This window comes from Burkholderia sp. BCC1988, from assembly GCF_905339895.1.
In the GTDB taxonomy this organism is placed as follows: Bacteria; Pseudomonadota; Gammaproteobacteria; order Burkholderiales; family Burkholderiaceae; genus Burkholderia.
The window spans coordinates 35,837-50,917 of the sequence record NZ_CAJPHA010000025.1; the positions used below are offsets into that span (position 1 = coordinate 35,837).

The window sequence follows — 15,081 nt, forward strand, 5'->3', positions numbered from 1 at the left end:
ACAAGCGCGATGGACTTTAGCATAAAAGGCTGTGATTGGAGCAAAGGCGAGGCCAAGGGGTTCCTGACCGGGAAGTCCGACTGCATCGTGCTCGGCATCTTCGAGGCGCAGACTCTCTCGGGCGCGGCGCTCGACATCGACACGGCCACCAAGGGGCTGATCTCGCGCGTGGTGAAGGCCGGCGACATGGACGGCAAGCGCGGCAAGACGCTGTTCCTGCACGAAGTGTCGGGCATCGGCGCATCGCGCGTGCTGCTCGTCGGCCTCGGCAAGCAGGATGCTTTCAATCAGAAAGCCTACAACGACGCAGTGACGGCCGCATGGCGCGCGCTGCTCGCGACCAAGGTCGGCCAGGTCACGTTCTCGCTCGCGCAGCTGCCGGTCGACGAGCGCAGCTCCGACTGGGGTGTGCGTGCGGCGATTCTCGCGCTGCGCAACGAGACCTACCGCTTCACGCAGATGAAGAGCAAGCCGGAACCGGCGTCGCACACGCTCAAACGCGTCGTGTTCAGCGTCGATCCGGCCGATGAGAAGGCCGCGAAGCTGGCGGTCAAGCAGGCCGTCGCGCTGGCGAACGGGATGGATCTCACGCGCGACCTCGGCAACCTGCCGGGCAACGTGTGCACGCCGACCTATCTCGGCAACGCCGCGAAGAAGATCGCGAAGGATTGGGGTCTGAAGGTCGAGGTGCTCGGCCTGAAGCAGATCCAGGCGCTCAAGATGGGCTCGTTCCTGTCGGTCGCGCGCGCGTCGGTCGAGCCGCCGCAGTTCATCGTGCTGCACTACCAGGGCGCCGCCGCGAAGGCCGCACCGGTCGTGCTGGTCGGCAAGGGCATCACGTTCGACACGGGCGGCATCTCGCTGAAGCCGGGCGAGGGCATGGACGAGATGAAGTACGACATGTGCGGCGCGGGTTCGGTGCTCGGCACGATGCGTGCGGTCGCCGAAATGGGCCTGAAGATCAACGTCGTCGCGATCGTGCCGACCTGCGAGAACATGCCGGGCGGCAACGCGACCAAGCCGGGCGACATCGTCACGAGCATGAAGGGGCTGACGATCGAGGTGCTCAACACCGACGCCGAGGGCCGCCTGATCCTGTGCGACGCGCTCACTTATGCGGAGCGCTTCAAGCCGGCCGCGGTGATCGACGTGGCGACGCTCACGGGCGCCTGCGTGATCGCGCTCGGCGCCCACAACAGCGGCCTGTTCTCGAAGGACGACGCACTCGCGGGCGAACTGCTCGACGCATCGCGCGAAGCGAACGATCCGGCATGGCGCATGCCGCTCGACGACGAGTACCAGGATCAGCTGAAGTCGAATTTCGCGGACATCGCGAACATCGGCGGGCGTCCGGCCGGTGCCGTGACGGCGGCGTGCTTCCTGTCGCGCTTCACCGACAGCTATCCGTGGGCGCACCTGGACATCGCCGGCACCGCATGGAAGGGTGGCGCGGCGAAGGGCGCGACCGGCCGTCCGGTGCCGCTGCTCGCGCAGTTCCTGATCGACCGCGCCGGCCAGTGATGGCAGGTCTCACGACGATGCGGGTACGCGGGCAATGACGCGAATCGATTTCCATTCGAACGTCGGCGATTCGCTCGCATACGCATGCCGGCTGCTGCGCAAGGCCTACCAGGCCGGGCAGCCGGTCGTCGTGCTCGCGGAGCCCGCGCGCCTGCGTGCGCTCGACGAGCGGCTCTGGACGTTCTCGCCGCTCGATTTCATTCCGCACTGCGGCGTCGACAGCGCGCACGCGGCCGGCACGCCGATCGTGCTGGCCGCCGATCTCGACCAGGCGCCGCATCATCATGTGCTGCTGAACCTCGGCGCGGCCGTACCCGCGCAGTTCGCCCGCTTCGAGCGCCTGCTCGAAGTGGTCGGCAATGCGCCGGACGAGCTGGCCGCGGGCCGCGACCGCTACCGCTTCTATCGCGATCGCGGCTACGCGCTGAACAACTACAAGCAGGGCAGTTAGCCGAAACCGTCGACGGAGCGTTCCCGTGACACAAGCCGAATCCTCTTCGATCCCGACGCTGACCGACGTGCTGGTGCCGGGCAAGCCGGTGCCGGCGCGTTCGTCCGCGGCCGACGCGCCGCCGCACGACGTTGCCGCGGTGCCGGTGCTGACCGACGTGCTGGTATCAGGCCATCCGGCTCGGGCGTCCGCCGCGCCGGAGCAGCCGGGCACCGACCCCGAATTCGTGGTGGTCGAGCCGGTGCCGACGCCGGACATCCAGACCGTCGAATTGCCGGGCGACAGCGATGCGCCGGCGCAACCCGGTGCCGCCGGGCACGTCGTCGCCGAGGAGTCGGCTGCGGCGCAGGCGCCGCTGCGCTCGGCACTGGCCGCCGAAGACGAAGATGCGCAGCAGGCCGGCGTTGCCGCGATGCCGCGTGATGCTGGCGAAGCGATGCTGTCCCACGCGATTGCACCGGCTGCCGGCGGGCTGGCTACCGCTCAACTCACCGGCGCGTCGCATCCGGACGCGCATGTAGCCGCCGCGCTGACGGCGGAGGACACGCAGCATATCGCCGAGCGTCTGCGCAATCGGCTGACGAATTATCTGACCGGGGAAGGGCGCGAGGCCATCGAGGCCCGCTGTCGCGACGCGTTGCACGACCATACGGCCTGGCTCGTCGGCCAGATCACGCGCGAAGTGGCGCTGGCGCTCGAAACCGAAGTGATGGAGTGGGTTCGCGACGCGGTCGATGCGGAGATCGCCCGCCGCCGGACCGGTCATTCAGGCTGAGCCCGCCGCACGTTTCGTGCGCGGCAGCCGCGGGCGCGGCTCCGGTCATCGTCGCTGACGATTGCCGGCCGGTTGCAACGACAAGCGCGGAACGCTGCCGGGTGCAGGGCACGGTGCGCGATGCACGCACCCGGTCATCCGGTTCAGCGCAGCGACAGCACCCATTGCGAGAGCGTGTGCGCTTCTGCGCTCGTCAACTGCGTATTGGCGGGCATCGGCACGCCACCCCACACCCCGACGCTTCCTTTCACGATCGATTGCGCGAGGTAATCGAGAGCATCTGCGCGTGCCGCGTACTTGCCGGCGATGTCGTGGAACGACGGGCCCATCAGCGGCTTGCCGACCGCATGGCAGGCCATGCAGTTCTTGCGCTGCGCGAGCGCGAACCCGTCGCCGGCCGGGTCGGCGTGTGCCGCCGCCGCGCTGCCGGTCAGCAGCGCCACGAGCAGCGCGCGCAATATCGTCTGTTTCATGCGGTTCTCCGCCGGCGGAGACGGCCGGCTTCACGGTCCGCGCATTATAAAAGCAAAGGGAAAGCGCGTTTTGCGCGTTTCCCCGGCGGCCGTTCGCAATGGGGTCGCATGCCCCGCGCGTCGCATCAGCCGGTGACGGCGCCCTGGTTCGCCGGACGCGCGAGCGCCGCGAACTTGGCGAGCACGCCGCGCGTGTAGCGCGGCGCCGGCTGCTTCCACGCGGCGCGCCGGCGCGCGAGTTCCGCATCGTCGACGTTCAGCTGCAGCACCAGCCGGTGCGCATCGATCGTGATCGAGTCGCCTTCCTGCACGAGCGCGATCGTGCCGCCGACGAACGCTTCAGGCGCGACGTGCCCGACCACCATCCCCCAGGTGCCGCCCGAGAAGCGGCCGTCGGTGATGAAGCCGACCGATTCGCCGAGCCCCTTGCCGATGATCGCCGACGTCGGCGCGAGCATTTCCGGCATGCCGGGGCCGCCCTGCGGGCCGAGATAGCGCAGCACCAGCACGTCGCCCGCGCGGATCCGGTCGCCGAGGATCGCGTCCATCGCGCTTTGCTCGTCGTCGAACACGCGCGCCGGGCCCGTGATCACCGGGTTCTTCAGGCCGGTGATCTTCGCCACCGCGCCGTCTTCCGCGAGGTTGCCCTTCAGGATCGCGAGATGGCCTTCCGTGTACAGCGCGCGATCGATCGGGAAGATCACCTTCTGGTCCGCGCGCGGCACGCCCGGCACGTCCTTCAGCTCCTCGGCGAGCGTGTGGCCGGTGATCGTCATGCAGCCGCCGTGCAGCAGCCCCGCATCGAGCAGGATCCGCAGCACCTGGGGGATGCCGCCGGCCTGGTGCAGGTCGGTCGCGACGTACTGGCCCGACGGTTTCAGGTCGCAGATCACCGGCACGCGCTTGCGAATGCGCTCGAAGTCGTCGATCGTCCAGTCGACCTCGGCCGCGTGCGCGATCGCGAGATAGTGCAGCACCGCATTGGTCGAGCCGCCGGTCGCCATGATCAGCGATACCGCGTTCTCGATCGACTCCCTGGTGATGATGTCGCGCGGCTTCAGGTCGCGCTTTACGGCCTCGACCAGCACGCGTGCCGATTCGGCGGCCGAGTCGACCTTCTCCTGATCGGGGTTCGCCATCGTCGACGAGTACATCAGCGACATGCCGAGCGCCTCGAACGACGAGCTCATCGTGTTCGCGGTGTACATCCCGCCGCACGAGCCCGACGTCGGGCACGCGTTCTTCTCGACCCCTTCGAAGTCTTCCTGCGACATCCGGCCCGCGGTGAACTCGCCGACCGCCTCGAACGACGACACGATCGTCAGGTCGCGGCCCTTCCAGTGGCCGGGGCGGATCGTGCCGCCGTACACGTAGATGCCCGGCACGTTCAGGCGCGCGAGCGCGATCATGCCGCCCGGCATGTTTTTGTCGCAGCCGCCGACCACCACCACGCCGTCCATCCACTGGCCCTGTACGCAGGTCTCGATGCAGTCGGCGATCACCTCGCGCGACACCAGCGAGTACTTCATCCCCTCGGTGCCCATCGACATGCCGTCCGAGATCGTCGGCGTGCCGAAGATCTGCGGGTTGGCATCGGCCGCCTTCACCGCCGCGACGGCCGCATCGGACAGCCGCTGCAGGCCCGAGTTGCACGGCGTGATCGTCGAGTGGCCGTTCGCGATGCCGATCATCGGCTTGTCGAAATCGTCCTTCTGGTAGCCGAGGGCGTAATACATCGAGCGGTTCGGCGAACGGGCCACGCCTTGCGTGATGTGCTTCGAGCGACGGTTGTACGGCATGGGGGACTCCATCGTTGTATTGGCGACGCCCGCGATCGGCGCACCGGTTCGGATCAATCAAGGATGGAGTTTCCGGTTTGGGATGTCCAATATATTATTTGTCGCTTATTAAGTCGTTTTACGAATGAGTGAGAGATGGCCGAACCGACGCCGGACCTGCGCCAGTGGCGCTATTTCGTGACCGTGGCCGACGAGCGCCATTTCGGCCGCGCGGCCGAGCGCCTGTCGATGACGCAGCCGCCGCTGTCGCAGGCGATCCGGGCGCTGGAGGACACGCTCGGCGTCGCGCTGTTCGCGCGCACCAAGCGCTCGGTCGCGCTGACGGCGGTCGGTGCGGCGCTGTTGCCCGACGTGCGCCGGCTGCTCGCGTCGGCCGACGCGCTGCCGCCGCTCGCACGGCGCCTTGCGCGCGGCGAAGCCGGTTCGCTGTCGCTCGCGTTCGTGTCGACCGCCGATTACGGGCTGTTGCCGTCGCTGCTGCGCGCGTTCGGCGCGCGTTATCCGCAAGTGCGGCTGCAGCTCGCGGAAGCGACGAGCGACGTGCAGATCGACGAACTCGTCGCGGGCCGCATCGACGCGGGGCTCGTGATTCCGCCGGTGCCGCCGCGCCACGCGGCCGGGCTGTCGTACCTGCCGGTCGTGCGCGAGCCGCTGGTGGTCGCGATGCCGGCGGCCGCGGCGCACGGCGTGTCGGAAGACGAACCCGTGCATCTGGCCGACCTGGCCGCGCTGCCGCTCGTGATCTTCCCGCGTCGTTTGGCGCCCGGCTTTTATGACATCATTACGGGCTGCTACGGCGCGGCGGGGGAAACCCCGCGCATCGGCCAGGAGGCGATCCAGATGCAGACGATCGTCAGCCTCGTGTCGGCCGGCATGGGTGTCGCACTGGTGCCGCAGTCGCTGCGTAACCTGCGGCGCACCGGCGTGGTCTACCGGCCGCTCGCCGGCGACGCGCCGGTCGTCGAAACCGGCCTCGTGTGGCGCACGGGCGACGTCAGCCCCGTGCTCGCCGGCTTCATCGACGTCGTGCGCGCGCAGGGGCTGGCCACGTGACGCGAACGATGGCGCGCCGGCGCCGTCCAATGCGCGGTGCGGCGCCGGTGCGAGCGCCGTACCGCATTCGAAAACTTCATCGCTAACCCATGATCATTCACCCGAATTTCGACCCCGTAGCGATCCACCTCGGGCCGCTGGCCGTGCGCTGGTACGGCCTCATGTATCTCGTCGGCTTCATCGCGGCGATCGTCGTCGGCCGGATCCGCCTGAAGCTGCCGCACGTCGCGGCGCAGGGCTGGACCGCGAAGGACATCGACGACATGATGTTCTACGGCGTGCTCGGCACCGTGCTCGGCGGCCGGCTCGGCTACGTGCTGTTCTACAAGGCCGACTTCTACTTCTCGCATCCGCTCGACGTGTTCAAGGTGTGGGAAGGCGGGATGTCGTTCCACGGCGGCTTCCTCGGCGTGACGCTCGCGATGGCGCTGTTCGCATGGCAGCGCAAGCGCCACTGGCTGCAGGTCACCGACTTCGTCGCGCCGATGGTGCCGACCGGGCTCGCGGCCGGGCGGCTCGGCAACTTCATCAACGGCGAGCTGTGGGGCCGCGTGACCGATCCGAACGCGCCGTGGGCGATGCTGTTCCCGGGCGCGATGCGCGATGACGCGGCATGGCTGCCGAAGCATCCGGCGCTCGTCGAGAAGTGGCATCTGGCCGACGTGTTCATGCAGTACCAGATGCTGCCGCGCCATCCTTCGCAGCTCTACGAAATCGCGCTCGAAGGCATTGCGCTGTTCTTCGTGCTGTTCTTCTTCTCGCGCAAGCCGCGGCCGATGGGTGCGATCTCCGCGCTGTTCCTGATCGGTTACGGGCTCGCGCGTTTCACGGTCGAATTCGCGCGCGAACCGGACGACTTCCTCGGCCTGCTCGCGCTCGGCCTGTCGATGGGGCAGTGGCTGTCGCTGCCGATGATCCTCGCGGGCGTCGCGTTGCTGGTGTGGGCGTATCGCCGTCGCGCGGCGAATGCGGTCGCGTGATGTCGCGGCGTGATGCGGTTGCGTCACGCGCGAGCGGTGTGACGCGTGGCACGTGATGCGTGATGCCTGATGCGATGCGGACGCGCACGATCGGCGTGCGCGTCGATCGCAGGATCGCAAAAGAAAAACGCCGGCCCGAGGGCCGGCGTTTTCACATCTGCCGCGCGTTGCGCAATGCGCGTTACTTCATCTGCACCGAGCCGTTGACCGTGACCGACACGGTCGCCTTGCCGCCTTCGACCGAAATCGGCGCGCTCATCTTCGCGCTGTCCATCGGTGCGGCGGCCATCGCCATCATGCGCGGGTACGGCTGCACGTTGCGGCTGCCGCCGACGTTCACGTCGCGAATCGAGTAACTGTTGTAGCCGAACGCCTTCGCGGCTTCGTCCGCGCGTGCGCGGAACGACTTGATCGCTTCGGTCGTGAGCTTCTGCTCGGCCGCGCGCTGCGCTTCGGGTGACAACGAGAACTCGACGTTCGCGATCTGCATCTGGTTCGACAACTGGCCCGCGAGCTTCGACGCCGCCGCGAAATCGCGCGATTCGAGCACGACTTCGGTACGACCGCGCCATGCGGAGATCTTCCCGTCGCGATCGGTGCTCGGATAGACGGAGAACGCGCCGGTGTGCGCGGTGACGCCCGACACGCCCTTCGCCTGCGCGAGCGCCGCGTCGGCGCGCTGGTTCAGCGCCGACGTCAGGCTGCCCGGGTCTTTCGCCTGCTGTTCGTAGAACAGCGTGATGTGGATGATGTCCTGCGGCACGTCGGCGCTGGCCTGCGACGACAGCGACAGCACGCCCGCCGGCTCCGGGAAGTGCGGGTTCGCGGTCTGCGCGTGCGCGGCGGGCGACGCGAGCGTCAGCGCGACGGGCACGGCGGCGGCGAGGGCGAGCGACAGCGCGAGTGCGGATTTCTTGGTCATTGTTGGACTCCTTGTGCGAGGGCGCGCACGCGGATCACGCGTGCGCGACGCGGGCGTACCGTGCGACGAAAAACGGCCGCCGCCCGATCGCGGCGACAGCGGTTGCTTAGGCTGCGCGAACGCGCCGCGAGTTCCGTGGCGGTGGCGCGTATTGACCGGATTTGACCTTTGGCGTGTGCATGCCGCGCGCGCTCGCTGCGCACGCCTACTTCATCAGCTTTCCGGTGATGAAGCGCCACTCGGCACGCGTGACGGGCGTGATCGACAGCCGGTTGCCGCGCGCGAGCACGCGCATGTCGGCGAGTTCGTCGTGTTCGCGCAGCGCGGCGAGCGGCACGAGCGGCGACTTCTTCACGAAGCGCACGTCGACGAGCAGCCAGCGCGGTGCTTCCTGCGTCGACTTCGGATCGTAATACGGGCTTGTCGGATCGAACTGGGTGGGGTCGGGGTAGGGCGTCGACGAGACTTCGGCGAGGCCCGCGATGCCCGGTTCCGGGCAGCTCGAGTGATAGAACAGCACGCCGTCGCCGATCTTCATCGTGTCGCGCATGAAATTGCGCGCCTGATAGTTGCGCACGCCGGTCCACGGCAGCGAGTGCTGCGGCGCGTGCGCGAGATCGTCGATGCTTGCTTCGTCCGGTTCGGACTTCATCAGCCAGTATTGCATGGATCGTGATCGACGCAGAAAGGGCTGCTACAAAAGGAAACGGCATCGGGACTTCCCGATGCCGTTGAATAGGCCCCCGCCTTGGCCGCTAGGCCGGCATCCTGAACCTGGGGTTCAGAATTGGTCGCAGTTAGCAGCACTTCGGGTACATCAGACAGAGTGACGCGCGCGCCCGTGCTACAAATTTCCGCAACCGTGCACATGGCATTGGTTCAAGGAATATATGACCTTGGCGAACCAGGCAGGGAAGCTGACTGAACTGTGTTTCGTTGCGCCAATTTGACCACCGTTGATCGCCGAGATCAAGGGGAATCGACGCATCGATCAAACGTTACTGCGTCTCGTGCTGTGCGAGCACCGCGCCGAGTTGTTCGTTCATCTGGTGCATTGTACGACGGATTTCTTCCGCCGGAAATGCTTCACCGTGACGCACGCTCGTTTGCAGCCGCAGCAATTCGCTCGCGAGCGACAGCGCGGCCATGACCGCGATGCGGTCGGTGCCGCGCACCGAGCTGTTCGCGCGGATCTTCGACATTTCTGCGTCGACGCGTGCGACGGCCTCGAGCAGCGCCGCTTCGGTCTCGGCCGAACAGGCGAGCCGATAGGGCTGACCGAGAATCGAGACTTCGATCTGCTTGGTGCTCATGCATGTTCTCCGTGGCTGGCCGCGTCGTCGCTGTCCGTGCGCGCCTGCGCATCCAGCAGGTCGAGCTGGTTGTCGGCTTGCTCCGCGCTCTTCGTGCGCGGCAGCTTTTCGAGAATCGCATTCAGTTTGACCTGGGCGTCGTCGATCTTTGCCGACAGCGTGTCGCGCTCGGCCGCGAGCGCATTGCGTTCGTCGCGCAGTTGCGCGAGTTCCGCGCGGACCGTGTCCGCTTCCGCGCGCAATTGCGCGACCTGCTCCTCGAGCGCGAGCCGTTCCGAGTGATAGCGCTTGTTCAGCGAGATCAGACGGCCAATATTTTGAGATAAAGTTTCGAGTTCGTTGAGCATTTGCTGCGTCCTCTAAAGACCCAGCATTTTAGCGCGGAATAACGCGCATTCCGACATCTGTAACGTTTCCAGTCGTAACACCCCCGCTTCTTGCCGCGAATACACGGGTCCGGCACGTGTTCCGCATGCGTCCGGACGCTTCCTTGACGCTCGCGCGGCCCGCTCCTAAACTGGCGCCGCCTCGGTGCTCGCGCGTGCGTCGCGCGGTTAAACGGGAAGCAGGGCGCGTGCTCCGCCCGGAGTTCGCCAACCTGCGCTGCCCCCGCAACGGTAAGCGGCCGCGTCGCATGACGCAGGCCGGCTCGGGCGCGTTTCGCGTGCAGGTCGCACGCTGGCGCGGGCCACTGCGCGTGATACGCGCGGGAAGGCGAGCCGGTACGCCGCCAGCCCGGATACCGGCCGAGGCGAGGAGCCTGCACGGCTTCATGACGCACGGCCCGCGGGGAAGCGGGGCGCGCAGTGCTTCACGGGACTTGTCTTCGATGCTGACCCCAATCGTCCGCACGGCGTGCGGCGCACGCTGCGCAATGTCGCCTGCCGCCATCGCGCGGAGCGCAGCGCACGCCGATTCGTCCGGATCGGCGACGACGCCGGTCGTCGCGGCACCGCGCCCGGTCGCTTGGCGCGACGCTGTCCCCTTGCTGCCGGCCGCCGTGGTTGCCGCACCGAGCGTGCCTGACGGTGACGCAAGCGCGATGCCGATCGACCCGCTGCGGCGGCTTCCACTATATTGCGCAGAACGTGGGCCGCGCGAGGATGCGGCGCGACGGATCGCGCGCGTGTCACGTCGGTGCGACCGGCACGCGGCCGGCCGCCGCATCGCGGGACCCGGGCGACGAAATGCGGAATCCGGGCGCCGATCGTCGCGCGCGGTATGGGGCGTCGCCGGCCGTGCATCATGCGTCATCGCGCATGGCATCCTGGCCGTGCGTGCGATGACATCACCGGGCACGGTTCGTCCGTGCACGCATCAACAACCTGTTCGACGAGGATGACGAGCTTGCGTATGCCTACGACACGCCGGAGCGCGACGCCGGTGCCGCGGCCGGCCGGCCATGACGGTCAGCGAAAGCGTCACGCGTCATGCGCGATGCCGTGCGGCGCATGAGCGCCGCGCGTGCCGCCGTGATCTGGGTCGCGCTCGCGGCCGTGGTCGCGTTGCTGTTCGTCGCGTCGCTGTCGATCGGCAGCGTGCCGATGTCGCCTTGGCAGGCGCTCGCGTCGCTCGTGCCGCACGGCGGCGACGCACTGTTCGCCGACATCGTGCGCACGTTGCGGCTGCCGCGTGCGCTCGCGGGCTTCGCGTGCGGCGCGCTGCTCGCGCTGGCCGGTGCGCTGCTGCAGGTGCTGTTGCGCAATCCGCTCGCGGAGCCGTACGTGCTCGGCGTGTCGGGCGGCGCGGCCGGCTTCGCGCTCGTCGCGATGATCGCGGGCGCCGCGTGGTGGCTCGTCGATGCGGCCGCGTTCGCCGGCGCGCTCGTGTCGGTCACGCTCGTGCTCGGGCTTGCGCGCCGCGAACTGTGGCGCGGCGATGCGCGCGACGCGTCGCCGCGGCTGCTGCTCACGGGGGTCGTGATTGCGGCCGGGTGGGGCGCGCTCGTCACGCTGCTGCTGTCGCTCGCGCCCGACGCGCGGCTGCGCGGCATCATCTTCTGGCTGACGGGCGATCTGAACGGCGTGACGGCGCCCTGGTTCGCATGGGGCGCGCTGCTGCTGGCCGCCTGCGTCGCGCTGCCGGCCGCGCCGCAACTCAACGTGCTGCTGCGTGGCGACGCGACCGCGCTCGCGCTCGGCGTGCCGGTCGCGCGGCTGCGCATGCGGATTTACCTCGTCGCGTCGCTGGCCGCCGCGGCCGCGGTGACGACGGCCGGCACGATCGGTTTCGTCGGCCTCGTCGTGCCGCACGCGCTGCGGCTCGCATTCGGCAACGACCAGCGCATGCTGCTGCCGGCCGCGATGCTCGCGGGCGGCGGCGGCGTGATGGCGGCCGACCTGCTCGCGCGCACCGCCATCGCGCCCGCGCAATTGCCGGTCGGCGTGATGACCGCGTTGATCGGTGTGCCGGTGTTCCTGTGGATGTTGCTGAGGAGACCGATGCGATGACGCATGCCGCACCGCACACCGCCGGCGACGTGATCTATGCGGCGGTCGACCTCACGCTGAGGGCCGGCGCACGGACCCTGCTCGACGGCTTCACGCAGGTGTTCCGGCCCGGCGAGATCTGGTGCGTCGCGGGGCCGAACGGCGCCGGCAAGACGACGCTGCTCGCGACGCTCGCGGGCCTGCAGCGGCCGGCCGGCGGGCAGGTCGAGATCGACGGCCGGCCGCTCGCCGCCTGGCCGCCCGAACAGCTCGCACGGCGCCGCGCGCTGATGCCGCAGCAACTGCACGACGCTTTCAGCGCGACGGTATTCGACACGGTGCTGCTCAACCGCTTTCCGTATCTCGGCGGCTGGGGCTGGGAGCGCGAGGCAGACCGCGCGGCCGCGCGCGACGCGCTCGCGACGTTCGGGCTGAGCGCGCTCGCGGCGCGCGACGTGCTGTCGCTGTCGGGCGGCGAGCGGCAGCGTGTCGCGCTGGCCGCGACGCTGTGCCAGGACGCGCCGCTGATGCTGCTCGACGAACCGCTCGCCCATCTCGACCTGCATCACCAGATCGACGGCCTGACCGCGCTGAGCGTTTGGCTCGACGCGGGTCCGCGCACGGTGCTGTTCTCGTGCCACGACCTGAATCTCGCACGGCGTTTCGCGACGCACGCGCTGTTGCTCGACGGCCGCGGCCATGCGTGGGCGGGCCCCGTGCTCGATGTGCTGACGCCGGCGCGCGCGAGCGACGCGTTCGGCTATCCGCTCGTGCTGATCCGCGAGAACGGCCGCGATGCGCTGCTGCCCGCGTGGCCCGAGCGACGATGAATTTCCTTCTTTCGATGCGCGGCAGCGGCCGCACCAACGAGGCAACCTTCCGATGACGAACCCGACCGACTTCCCGCCCGCGATCGCGCCGCTCGACGACACGCTGCGCAAGCGTCTGCAGCATGTGATCGATCACAAGACCAAGCCGCCCGGCAGCCTCGGCCAGCTCGAGGCGCTCGCGCTGCAGATCGGCCTGATCCAGCGCACCGAGCGGCCGCACGTGCAGCGTCCCGTGACGATCGTGTTCGCCGGCGACCACGGGATCGCGGCCGAGGGCGTGAGCCCGTATCCGCAGGCGGTCACCGCGCAGATGGTCGCGAACTTCCTGGCCGGCGGCGCGGCGATCAATGCGTTCTCGGGCGTCGCGCAGAGCGTGCTCGAGATCGTCGATGCGGGCGTCGCGTCGCCGCTGCCGGTGTCCGACCGGCTCGTGTCGCTGCCGGTCGCGCGCGGCACGCGCAACTTCGCGGTCGAACCCGCGATGACGCACGACGAGGCGAAAACGGCGCTCGCCGCGGGTGCCGCGCGCGTGCGCGTGCACGCGTCGCTCGGCACGAACGTGATTGGCTTCGGCGAAATGGGGATCGCGAACACGTCGTCGGCCGCGTGCCTGATGAGCCGTCTGCTCGACGTGCCGATCGACGCGTGCGTCGGGCGCGGCACGGGTCTCGACGACCAGGGGCTCGCGCACAAGCGCGCGGTGCTCGGCCGCGCGCTCGTCCGGCATTCGCATGCGATCGCGCCGCTCGACGTGCTCGCGACGTTCGGCGGCTTCGAGATCGCGATGATGACGGGCGCGTATCTCGCGGCCGCGAGCGAGCGGATGACGATCCTCGTCGACGGCTTCATCGCGACGGCCGCCTTGCTCGTCGCCGAGCGCATCGCGCCCGGCGTGCGCGACTACTGCGTGTTCTCGCATGCGTCGCACGAGGCCGGGCACCGGCGCATGCTCGAGCATTTCGGCGCGAAGCCGCTGCTCGCGCTCGACCTGCGGCTCGGCGAGGGCACGGGCGCCGCGCTCGCGCTGCCGCTGGTGCGCGCGGCGGCTGCGTTCCTCACCGAGATGGCGAGCTTCGAATCCGCGGGCGTCGACAATCGTGACGCCTGAACGCACGCAGGGCGTACGCGCCGAACTGCGCTACTTCTTCGTCGCGCTCGGCTATTTCACGCGCGTGCCGGTGCCGCGCGCGATCGGCTACGCGGCCGGCGATCTCGATCAGGCCGCACGCTACTTCCCGCTGGTCGGCGCGTGCGTCGGCGCATGGGGCGCGCTCGTCTATCTCGCGGCGCTGCGCGTGCTGCCGGCGTCGATCGCGGTGGGGCTGTCGATGGCCGCGACGCTGCTCGCGACCGGCGCATTCCACGAGGATGGCCTGGCCGACAGCTGCGACGCGTTCGGCGGCGGCTACGCGCGCGACGACGTGCTGCGCATCATGCACGACTCGCGCATCGGCACGTTCGGCGCGGCCGCGCTCGTGATCGCGCTCGGCCTGAAATGGCAGGCGCTCGCGGCCATGCCGCCGCTGCGCGCCGCGTGGACCATGATCGCCGCGCATGCGGCGAGCCGCGCGGGGGCCGTGAGCCTGCTGATGTCGCTCGACTACGTCCGGCCGGAAGGCAAGGCAAAACCGGTCGCACGGCGCATGGGCGCGCGCGCGGCCTGCGTCGTGGCCGCATTCGGGTTGCCGTGGCTGTTCTGGCCGGACTGGCGCGCGGGCGTCGCGGCCGTCGTCGCGCTCGTGCTCGTGCGCGCGTGGGTGGCCCGCTATTTCGTGAAGAGGATCGGCGGTTATACGGGCGACTGCCTCGGCTTCGCGCAGCAGTTGAGCGAGCTGGCGATCTATCTCGTGGTGCTCGGATGGATCTCGTCCTGATTCGCCATCCGGCCGTCGCTGTCGAGCCGGGCGTGTGCTACGGACGCAGCGACGTGCCGCTCGCCGCACCGGCCGAGGCGGGGGCGCGGACCATGCGCGAGCGTCTGGCGGCGCTCGGGGCGCCGTTGCCCGCGCAGGTCTGGACGAGTCCGCTCACGCGTTGCGCGTCGGTCGCCGAGCGGCTTGCGCAAGCGTTCGACGTGCCGCTGCGGCGCGACGCGGGCTGGCAGGAAATGGACTTCGGCGCATGGGAGCTGCAGCGCTGGGACGACATCGACCGCGCGGCGCTCGATGCGTGGGCGGCCGACCTGATGCATGCGTGCGCGCATGGCGGCGAAAGCGTCGCGCGGTTCGCCGCGCGTGTCGCACGGATCGCGGATGCGGTCGCGCAGGCCGACGCGCCGCAATGGGCGATCACGCATGCAGGCGTGATTCGCGCCTTCGCGTCGCATGCGCTGCGCGTGCCGCTCGATACGCTGCTGTCACGACCGGTGCCGACGGGCGGCGTCGTCTGGTTGCGGATGGAGGATGTTGCCCGCACGTGGGAAGTCGTCCACTGGGACGCGTAGGCTGTCGCGTACTCGTCTGACGTGGGCAAGGGCATCAGGGACCGAAATCAGCGTCGGATGGAGGATGCCGCCCGCACGTGGGAAGTCGTCCA

The 15,081-nt window shown here is 69.1% G+C and carries 16 protein-coding genes, 1 other RNA gene and 1 riboswitch; of the genes, 10 read left to right on the forward strand and 7 right to left on the reverse strand.

Features of this window, described 5'->3' with window-relative positions:
* The first annotated feature begins 9 nt into the window (after positions 1–9).
* From U4012_RS29510 to U4012_RS29520, 3 genes are read left to right on the forward strand one after another with little or no spacing between them, the layout of a single operon-like run.
* On the forward strand, positions 10–1,521 hold the full coding sequence (locus tag U4012_RS29510; protein WP_321802830.1) for a leucyl aminopeptidase: 1,512 nt from the start codon (positions 10–12) through the stop codon (positions 1,519–1,521).
* Between the two features lie 34 nt (positions 1,522–1,555).
* Entirely contained in the window at positions 1,556–1,972 is a 417-nt protein-coding gene (locus U4012_RS29515; RefSeq protein ID WP_006757287.1) for a DNA polymerase III subunit chi, read from the forward strand.
* Between the two features lie 25 nt (positions 1,973–1,997).
* Positions 1,998–2,747 (forward strand): DUF2486 family protein, encoded by a 750-nt coding sequence (locus U4012_RS29520; protein WP_321802833.1) that lies wholly within the window; start codon positions 1,998–2,000, stop codon positions 2,745–2,747.
* 143 nt (positions 2,748–2,890) lie between these two features.
* Here U4012_RS29520 and U4012_RS29525 read toward each other — a convergent pair whose 3' ends face one another.
* Together U4012_RS29525 and ilvD are read right to left on the reverse strand one after the other, a co-directional pair.
* Positions 2,891–3,220 (reverse strand): c-type cytochrome, encoded by a 330-nt coding sequence (locus tag U4012_RS29525; protein WP_044845629.1) that lies wholly within the window; start codon positions 3,218–3,220, stop codon positions 2,891–2,893.
* Between the two features lie 125 nt (positions 3,221–3,345).
* Positions 3,346–5,019, reverse strand: coding sequence for a dihydroxy-acid dehydratase (ilvD, locus tag U4012_RS29530; RefSeq protein ID WP_321802834.1), 1,674 nt, complete (start codon positions 5,017–5,019; stop codon positions 3,346–3,348).
* 135 nt (positions 5,020–5,154) lie between these two features.
* Between ilvD and U4012_RS29535 the strand changes: the two genes are divergently transcribed.
* Positions 5,155–6,072, forward strand: coding sequence for a LysR substrate-binding domain-containing protein (locus U4012_RS29535; protein ID WP_044845631.1), 918 nt, complete (start codon positions 5,155–5,157; stop codon positions 6,070–6,072).
* An 89-nt stretch (positions 6,073–6,161) separates the two neighbouring features.
* Positions 6,162–7,052 carry a prolipoprotein diacylglyceryl transferase gene (lgt, locus tag U4012_RS29540; RefSeq protein WP_044845632.1) on the forward strand — a complete coding sequence of 297 codons (891 nt, stop codon included), beginning with the start codon at positions 6,162–6,164 and terminating at the stop codon, positions 7,050–7,052.
* A gap of 181 nt (positions 7,053–7,233) precedes the next feature.
* Here the strand turns inward: lgt and U4012_RS29545 are convergent, their stop codons facing one another.
* The 5 genes from U4012_RS29545 to U4012_RS29565 form a co-directional block, all read right to left on the reverse strand.
* Positions 7,234–7,974 carry an SIMPL domain-containing protein gene (locus U4012_RS29545; RefSeq protein WP_044845633.1) on the reverse strand — a complete coding sequence of 247 codons (741 nt, stop codon included), beginning with the start codon at positions 7,972–7,974 and terminating at the stop codon, positions 7,234–7,236.
* A 205-nt stretch (positions 7,975–8,179) separates the two neighbouring features.
* Positions 8,180–8,641 (reverse strand): EVE domain-containing protein, encoded by a 462-nt coding sequence (locus tag U4012_RS29550; protein WP_321802837.1) that lies wholly within the window; start codon positions 8,639–8,641, stop codon positions 8,180–8,182.
* 69 nt (positions 8,642–8,710) lie between these two features.
* Positions 8,711–8,892, reverse strand: a non-coding RNA gene (gene ssrS, locus U4012_RS29555) — 6S RNA.
* A gap of 80 nt (positions 8,893–8,972) precedes the next feature.
* On the reverse strand, positions 8,973–9,287 hold the full coding sequence (locus tag U4012_RS29560) for a cell division protein ZapA (protein WP_011885730.1): 315 nt from the start codon (positions 9,285–9,287) through the stop codon (positions 8,973–8,975).
* Complete coding sequence (locus tag U4012_RS29565) at positions 9,284–9,634, reverse strand: ATPase (RefSeq protein WP_044845635.1); 351 nt, start codon at positions 9,632–9,634, stop codon at positions 9,284–9,286. The genes U4012_RS29560 and U4012_RS29565 overlap by 4 nt, the downstream gene beginning before the upstream one ends.
* Before the next feature lie 165 nt (positions 9,635–9,799).
* Positions 9,800–10,053, forward strand: a riboswitch (cobalamin riboswitch).
* Between the two features lie 685 nt (positions 10,054–10,738).
* Here U4012_RS29565 and U4012_RS29570 point away from each other — a divergent pair.
* From U4012_RS29570 to cobC, 5 genes are read left to right on the forward strand one after another with little or no spacing between them, the layout of a single operon-like run.
* Positions 10,739–11,737: an iron ABC transporter permease gene (locus U4012_RS29570; RefSeq protein WP_321802840.1), complete on the forward strand. Its 999-nt coding sequence runs from the start codon at positions 10,739–10,741 to the stop codon at positions 11,735–11,737.
* A complete protein-coding gene (locus U4012_RS29575) occupies positions 11,734–12,546 on the forward strand; it encodes an ABC transporter ATP-binding protein (protein ID WP_321802842.1) in 813 nt (270 codons plus the stop codon). The genes U4012_RS29570 and U4012_RS29575 overlap by 4 nt, the downstream gene beginning before the upstream one ends.
* Positions 12,547–12,598: 52 nt before the next feature.
* On the forward strand, positions 12,599–13,654 hold the full coding sequence (gene cobT / locus U4012_RS29580; RefSeq protein ID WP_044845637.1) for a nicotinate-nucleotide--dimethylbenzimidazole phosphoribosyltransferase: 1,056 nt from the start codon (positions 12,599–12,601) through the stop codon (positions 13,652–13,654).
* On the forward strand, positions 13,644–14,420 hold the full coding sequence (locus tag U4012_RS29585; protein WP_321802845.1) for an adenosylcobinamide-GDP ribazoletransferase: 777 nt from the start codon (positions 13,644–13,646) through the stop codon (positions 14,418–14,420). The genes cobT and U4012_RS29585 overlap by 11 nt, the downstream gene beginning before the upstream one ends.
* Positions 14,405–14,989, forward strand: coding sequence for an alpha-ribazole phosphatase (gene cobC, locus U4012_RS29590; RefSeq protein ID WP_321802847.1), 585 nt, complete (start codon positions 14,405–14,407; stop codon positions 14,987–14,989). The genes U4012_RS29585 and cobC overlap by 16 nt, the downstream gene beginning before the upstream one ends.
* The last annotated feature ends 92 nt before the right edge of the window (positions 14,990–15,081 follow it).

Excerpts from the sequence above, each read along its gene's own strand:
- U4012_RS29510 (WP_321802830.1), top strand. The coding sequence starts at position 10 with ATGGACTTTAGCATAAAAGGCTGTGATTGGAGCAAAGGCGAGGCCAAG.
- U4012_RS29515 (WP_006757287.1), top strand. The coding sequence starts at position 1,556 with ATGACGCGAATCGATTTCCATTCGAACGTCGGCGATTCGCTCGCATAC.
- U4012_RS29525 (WP_044845629.1), bottom strand. The coding sequence starts at position 3,220 with ATGAAACAGACGATATTGCGCGCGCTGCTCGTGGCGCTGCTGACCGGC.
- ilvD (WP_321802834.1), bottom strand. The coding sequence starts at position 5,019 with ATGCCGTACAACCGTCGCTCGAAGCACATCACGCAAGGCGTGGCCCGT.
- U4012_RS29535 (WP_044845631.1), top strand. The coding sequence starts at position 5,155 with ATGGCCGAACCGACGCCGGACCTGCGCCAGTGGCGCTATTTCGTGACC.
- lgt (WP_044845632.1), top strand. The coding sequence starts at position 6,162 with ATGATCATTCACCCGAATTTCGACCCCGTAGCGATCCACCTCGGGCCG.
- U4012_RS29545 (WP_044845633.1), bottom strand. The coding sequence starts at position 7,974 with ATGACCAAGAAATCCGCACTCGCGCTGTCGCTCGCCCTCGCCGCCGCC.
- U4012_RS29550 (WP_321802837.1), bottom strand. The coding sequence starts at position 8,641 with ATGCAATACTGGCTGATGAAGTCCGAACCGGACGAAGCAAGCATCGAC.
- U4012_RS29560 (WP_011885730.1), bottom strand. The coding sequence starts at position 9,287 with ATGAGCACCAAGCAGATCGAAGTCTCGATTCTCGGTCAGCCCTATCGG.
- U4012_RS29565 (WP_044845635.1), bottom strand. The coding sequence starts at position 9,634 with ATGCTCAACGAACTCGAAACTTTATCTCAAAATATTGGCCGTCTGATC.
- U4012_RS29570 (WP_321802840.1), top strand. The coding sequence starts at position 10,739 with ATGAGCGCCGCGCGTGCCGCCGTGATCTGGGTCGCGCTCGCGGCCGTG.
- U4012_RS29575 (WP_321802842.1), top strand. The coding sequence starts at position 11,734 with ATGACGCATGCCGCACCGCACACCGCCGGCGACGTGATCTATGCGGCG.
- cobT (WP_044845637.1), top strand. The coding sequence starts at position 12,599 with ATGACGAACCCGACCGACTTCCCGCCCGCGATCGCGCCGCTCGACGAC.
- cobC (WP_321802847.1), top strand. The coding sequence starts at position 14,405 with ATGGATCTCGTCCTGATTCGCCATCCGGCCGTCGCTGTCGAGCCGGGC.